We start from the raw sequence: 5,101 nt of genomic DNA, 5'->3' as shown, positions 1-5,101 counted from the left end.
CAAGGCTGACAACCATGGCCTATCAGACATAGGTACGTTGCAACAAATGTAGGAGCGAGCTTGCTCGCGATGCGCCGCGCGGGCGGCGCTCGGTCTCAAGAGCACCCACTACATAAAGGCGTGCCCTTAACTCAATTCCAGCCAGATCGGCGCATGATCCGAAGGTTTCTCCATCGCGCGCAGCTCATAGTCAACGCCCGCAGCCTTGATCCGTGGCACCAGATGCTGCGAAGCCATGATCAGGTCGATACGAAGCCCACGCTTGGGCTGGTCCTCGAAACCACGGCTGCGATAGTCGAACCAGCTGAAACGGTCGGTCACTTCCGGGTACAAGTGGCGGAAGCTGTCCACCAGGCCCCAGCCCTTGAGACGCTCCATCCATTCGCGTTCCTCGGGCAGGAAGCTGCACTTGCCGGTCTTCAGCCAACGCTTGGCGTTGTCCGGGCCAATGCCAATGTCGCAGTCCTGGGGCGAGATGTTCATGTCCCCCATCACCAGCACTGGCTGGTCTTGTTTGAACTGCCCTTCCAGCAGCGCCTGCAGGTCGCTGTAGAAGCGCTGCTTGGCGGGAAACTTGGTGGGGTGGTCACGGCTTTCGCCTTGGGGGAAGTAGCCGTTCATGATGGTGATCGGGTTGCCGTCGGCATCGGCGAAAGTGCCCCAGATGAAGCGGCGCTGGGCGTCCTCCTCATCGCTGGCAAAGCCCTTGTACAGACTCAGCGGCGCCTGGCGCGAGAGCAGGGCGACGCCGTAGTGGCCCTTTTGCCCGTGGTAGTGCACGTGGTAGCCCAGCGCCTGGACATCGGCCAGGGGGAACTGATCGTCGCTGACCTTGGTTTCCTGCAGGCCGATCACGTCCGGCTGGTGCTTGTCGATCAGCGCCGCCAGCTGGTGCGGGCGGGCCCGCAGGCCGTTGATGTTGAAACAGACGATCTTCATGGAAAGACGATCCTGGTAAAAGGCCGGATGCTAGCCGACATCGGCCTTGATCTCCAGCATGGCAGCAACGCCAAGGCGCTGCTAACGTGCAGTCAGGGGTGAACGATGCGCACTGCGGCACCTCCAAGGCACTGTATGCCCATTCCAGGAGGACTACTCGCAATGCCCGAAGCCACTGTCGCCCAGGCCCGTATCTGCTCGCTCGATGATGGCTACAGCCGCGAGGCGCGCTCGCTGCTGTACCACGCCTACCGCCACGAACCTACCTTTGCCTATATTTTCGAAGCCCAGCGCCCGGGCTATGAACGACGCTTGCGGGTGATGGTGCGCGAGTGGGTACGCCAGCACTTCTATCTGCAATTGCCTGCCATCGGCCTGCTGCTGGAAGACCGCTTGATCGCCCTGGCCCTGATCGTGCCGCCGCAACGCAGGTTGGGTGTGGCCGACAGCTGGGCCTGGCGCCTGCGCATGCTACTGGGCACTGGCCAGCGCTGTACGCGACGCTACATGGACTACCAGGCAGCGCTCGCCAGCTGCCTGCCGACGGGCAAGGTGCATATGCTGCCGCTGCTGGGCGTGCACCCGCAGTTTCGCGGCGGCCACTACGGCGAACAATTGTTGCAGGCTGTGCACGACTGGTGCGCGGAAGACCCTAATACCCAAGGTGTGGTGCTGGACTCTGGCAATGAGCATTACCTGGCCTTCTATGAGCGCCAGGGCTACGAAGAGATAGGCGAGGTCGCCGTGGGGCCGATCCGCGAGCGGGTGTTCTTCCACCCCAATCCGCGATCTTCCATGCCAAGGACTGCATGAGGAGCGGCAGACGGCTCCCTTGAGCGGCTGGCTCTGGTAGCATGCGCGGCATGACGTATTCAGGAAGACTAACCTGGGGCCTGGTTATCTGGGCCGCCAGTTTTGCAGCATGGGGCCAGAGCGAGTTGCTGGTGCAGGTAAAGCCCGCCAACAAGGCGCTCAAGGCCAATGTCGAAGGCTATATCGGCAGCCTGGGAGACCGCGATGAGGAAGCGCTGTTGCGCTTCAGCCGCGGGGCACAGGAGCAGGCGCGCAAGGCCGCGCAGGCACTTGGCTACTATCAGGCGCAGATCGACACCGAGGTCAAACCGCCGACCAAAGCCGACCAACCGGCAAAACTCATCATCCACATCGAGCCAGGCGAGCCCGTGCGCTTGCGCAATGTGACCGTGCGTATCGAAGGGCCGGCCAGCGAGATGAAGGCTTTTCGCGTGCCCGACAGCAAAGCCCTGCGCGCGGGCGAACCACTCAACCATGGCCTGTATGAGGACGCCAAGCGGTTGATCCAGAACCAGGCGTCGCGCTATGGCTTTTTCAGTGGACGCTTCAGCCGGCAGCGCTTGGCGGTCGACCCGCAGGCCGGGGTGGCCGACATCGAGCTGGTGTACCAGAGCGGCCCGCGGTATCGCCTGGGCGCGGTGGTGTTCAGTGGCGATTCGCCGCTGGATGAAGACCTGCTGCAACGCATGGTTTCATTCAAACCCGGCACGCCGTATGACTCGGAGCTGATCGCCGAACTCAACAACGACCTGCAATCGAGCGGCTATTTCGAAGGCGTGCGGGTCGACGCCGCACCCACCGCTGCAGTGGGTGAAGAAATCCCCGTGGATGTCCGCCTGGATATCCGCAAACCGAGGACCATGGGGCTGGGTCTGGGCTTCTCGACCGACGTCGGTCCGCGCGGCAAGGCCAACTGGACGCGTCACTGGGTCAACCCCCAAGGCCACAGCTACGGCTGGGAAACCGAACTGTCGGCGCCTCGGCAGAACGTCGGCCTGTGGTACGACGTGCCTTTGGACCCGCCACTGACCGACAAGCTGCGGTTCGCCGGTGGCTACCAGAACGAAGAGATCGCCGGCACCGATAGCCTCAGCCAGCTGCTGACCGTTGGCCCTGAATGGCACAGCAAGTTGCCTAGCGGCTGGCAGCGGGTCATTTCCCTGAAGTACCAGCACGAAGAATATCGCTTGGGCGATGACTCGGGGCTGAGCACGTTGCTGATGCCTGGCGTGAGCTTCTCGTACCTGCGCAGCGACAACCGCATCGATCCGCACAATGGCTATCGCCTGCAGTTCGACACGCAGGCGGCCAAGGAGGGGGTGGTGTCGGACACCAACCTGCTGCATGGCAATGTGCTGCTCAAAGGCCTGACCACCCTGGGCCATAACCATCGTTTCCTGGGGCGGGTGCAATTCGGTGGCAGCGCAACCAACGGCTACAAGAACAACATCCCGCCGTCACTGCGCTTCTTCGCCGGTGGCGATCAGAGCGTGCGTGGCTACGACTATCAGACGCTGTCGCCGAAAAACAGCGACGGCGACCGCATCGGTGGCCGCTACCTGGTGGCGGGAAGTGTCGAGTACCAGTATTCGCTGACCGAAAAATGGCGGGTGGCGACCTTCGTCGACCAGGGCAACTCGTTCAATACCCTGGAGCTTCCCAGCCTCAAGACCGGTGTCGGCTTCGGCGTGCGCTGGGTTTCGCCGGTTGGGCCGCTGCGACTGGACCTGGCCAAGGCACTCGATGACGACGGCGGTATTCGCCTGCACTTCTCCATGGGGCCTGAGCTGTGATGCGTGCTTTGAAAATCATTCTGCTGGGCGTGCTCGGCAGTGGACTGCTGGTGGCCCTGGCCCTGAGCGTACTGCTGGGCACCGAAGGTGGCGGCCGCTGGGCGCTTGGGCAGGTGCCGGGACTTTCGGTAAACGACTTCAAGGGGCGCCTGGCCGGCAGTTGGCAAGCCAGCCAGTTGAGCTGGAACGACGCCGGCAACCGTGTCGAGGTGCAAGCGCCGCAGTTGAAGTGGTCGCCCGGCTGCTTGCTGCGGGCCACGCTGTGCATCGAACAGCTGCAGGCCGAACGTATCGACATGGCCTTCGCGCCAAGCGATCAGCCTGCCGAAAGCGGCCCGGTACAGCTGCCGATGCTGCGCCTGCCGGTGGCCATCGAACTCGGCGAGGTCAAGGTAGGCCAGGTGCGCCTGGACGGCAGCGACCTGCTGGGTGACCTGCACCTGGCGGCGCACTGGACTGCCAGCGGGTTGCGTATCGATAGCCTGAATCTGCAGCGCGATGACCTCCAGGTGAGCCTGCAGGGTGACCTGCAGCCTGAGGGCGACTGGCCCTTGCAACTGCAAGGGCAGGTGCAACTACCCAAGGTGGAGGGGCAGGCCTGGCAACTGGCACTGACCGCCAAGGGTGAGTTGCAGAAAACCCTGGAGCTCGACGCGACCAGCAGCGGCTACCTCGCTGCGCACCTTACCGGCAGCGTGCAGGCGTTGGCCGAACACCTGCCGGCCAAGGTGCAGATCCGCTCCGATGCCTTCAAGCCAACGGCGTCGCTGCCCGACACGCTGCAGTTGAATCAACTCAAGCTCGATGCCCAAGGTGACCTGCTCAAGGGCTATCAACTTGCCGGCAGCGCCAGCCTGCCCGCCGAGCAGGCGCCAATCGCCTTGGCCCTGACCGGCAAAGTCGATGCCAAGGGGGCGAAACTGGATGCCCTGGATCTGACGGCCAGCGACAGCCAGCGGGTGAAGCTGCAAGCCAGTGCCGACTGGCAGAAGGGCCTGGTGGCCGATGCCCAGCTCGACTGGCAGGACTTCCCCTGGCTGCGCCTGTATCCGCTGGAAACCCCACCCCAGGTCACGCTCAAGCGCCTCAATGCCCAGGTGCAGTACCGCGATGGCAATTACCAGGGGGCGTTCAATGGCGACCTCGATGGCCCTGCGGGGGCCTTCAACGTGACCAGCCCGTTCGACGGTGACCTGGGGCAGGTGCGCTTGCCGCAGCTGGCCCTCACGGCGGGCCAGGGCAAGGCCGCCGGCAGTGTCGCAGTGCGCTTTGCCGACGCCCTGGCCTGGGACGTCGACCTGCAGTTGTCGGCGCTCGACCCGGCCTACTGGCTCGCCGAGTTGCCCGGTACCCTGGCTGGCCCGCTGCGCAGCAAAGGTCAGATGAAGGGCGAACAGCTCAGCCTCGATGCGCAGCTCGACCTCAAAGGCCGCCTGCGCGGCCAGCCGGCGTTGCTCAAGGTCGAGGCCCAGGGCGCCGGCAAGGCCTGGACCCTCGGTGCCCTCGCCGTGCAGCTGGGCGACAACCGCATCAACGGCAGCGGCAGCCTGCAGCAG

At 64.0% G+C, this 5,101-nt stretch carries 3 protein-coding genes and 1 pseudogene; 3 read left to right on the top strand and 1 reads right to left on the bottom strand.

Annotated elements, in window-relative coordinates:
- Nucleotides 1-126: 126 nt before the first annotated feature.
- Nucleotides 127-939, bottom strand: coding sequence for an exodeoxyribonuclease III (gene xthA / locus PMI38_RS18360; protein WP_008097028.1), 813 nt, complete (start codon nt 937-939; stop codon nt 127-129).
- A gap of 162 nt (nt 940-1,101) precedes the next feature.
- On the opposite strand from xthA, the gene PMI38_RS18355 reads away from it, so the two are divergent.
- The 3 genes and pseudogenes from PMI38_RS18355 to PMI38_RS18345 form a co-directional block, all read left to right on the top strand.
- Nucleotides 1,102-1,752: a GNAT family N-acetyltransferase gene (locus PMI38_RS18355; protein WP_008097027.1), complete on the top strand. Its 651-nt coding sequence runs from the start codon at nt 1,102-1,104 to the stop codon at nt 1,750-1,752.
- Nucleotides 1,753-1,802: 50 nt separating this feature from the next.
- Complete coding sequence (locus PMI38_RS18350) at nt 1,803-3,545, top strand: autotransporter assembly complex protein TamA (protein ID WP_043273909.1); 1,743 nt, start codon at nt 1,803-1,805, stop codon at nt 3,543-3,545.
- Nucleotides 3,545-5,101, top strand: a pseudogene (locus PMI38_RS18345) (translocation/assembly module TamB domain-containing protein); the annotation flags it as partial. The gene PMI38_RS18350 and the pseudogene PMI38_RS18345, both read left to right, overlap by 1 nt.

Origin of the sequence: Pseudomonas sp. GM84 (assembly GCF_000282535.1) — a bacterium.
Taxonomy (GTDB): domain Bacteria; phylum Pseudomonadota; class Gammaproteobacteria; order Pseudomonadales; family Pseudomonadaceae; genus Aquipseudomonas.
This window is presented reverse-complemented; position numbering and strand designations above follow the sequence as displayed.

Coding starts and splice junctions, on each gene's coding strand:
- PMI38_RS18355 (WP_008097027.1), top strand. CDS start 1,102: ATGCCCGAAGCCACTGTCGCCCAGGCCCGTATCTGCTCGCTCGATGAT.
- xthA (WP_008097028.1), bottom strand. CDS start 939: ATGAAGATCGTCTGTTTCAACATCAACGGCCTGCGGGCCCGCCCGCAC.
- PMI38_RS18350 (WP_043273909.1), top strand. CDS start 1,803: ATGACGTATTCAGGAAGACTAACCTGGGGCCTGGTTATCTGGGCCGCC.